1 protein-coding gene is annotated in these 494 nt (G+C 68.0%); it reads left to right on the top strand.

Annotated features, from left to right (window positions below; genetic code table 11):
- Nucleotides 1–106: 106 nt before the first annotated feature.
- Nucleotides 107–494: MTAP family purine nucleoside phosphorylase (locus tag CLD20_RS20090; RefSeq protein WP_224408449.1), on the top strand; the 388-nt coding region annotated here is incomplete at its 3' end.

Here is a 494-nt window from a genome sequence, read left to right as displayed (position 1 = left end):
CGTGGCAAGCGCGCGTGCGCTCGGTGCCGACTGCCGATCTCCGCCCTTTGGATTCCCGCGCACACTTCGGTAAACTGCCGCCATTTTGAGAAGTGGCGGTGGCTGCATGACTGTTCTGGCTATCATCGGCGGTTCCGGGTTCTCCGAACTGCCGGCGCTGCAAGCGCGTGAGGCGCGGCGCGTCGAGACCCCTTATGGCGAAACCTCGGCCCCGGTGACCCGGGGGCGGCTCGGCGAGACCGAGGTGCTGTTCCTGCCGCGCCATGGCGCCGGGCATCGGTTGCCGCCGCATCGCGTCAACTACCGCGCCAATGTCTGGGCGCCGCACTCACGCAGCGCCGAGCGGGTGGTCGCCCTGGCCGCCGTCGGTGGTATCACCGAGCGCTATGGCCCGGCGGTACTGGGGGTGCCGGATCAGATCATCGACTACACCCACGGTCGCGAGCACACCTTCTTCACCGGAGACGAGCAGGGGGTCGATCACGTCGACATGA

The sequence above is a fragment of the Afifella sp. IM 167 genome (assembly GCF_020144925.1).
GTDB lineage: Bacteria > Pseudomonadota > Alphaproteobacteria > Rhizobiales > Afifellaceae > Afifella.
The sequence above is the reverse complement of the archived record's forward strand: the minus strand, read 5'-3'. Positions and strand labels throughout refer to the sequence as shown.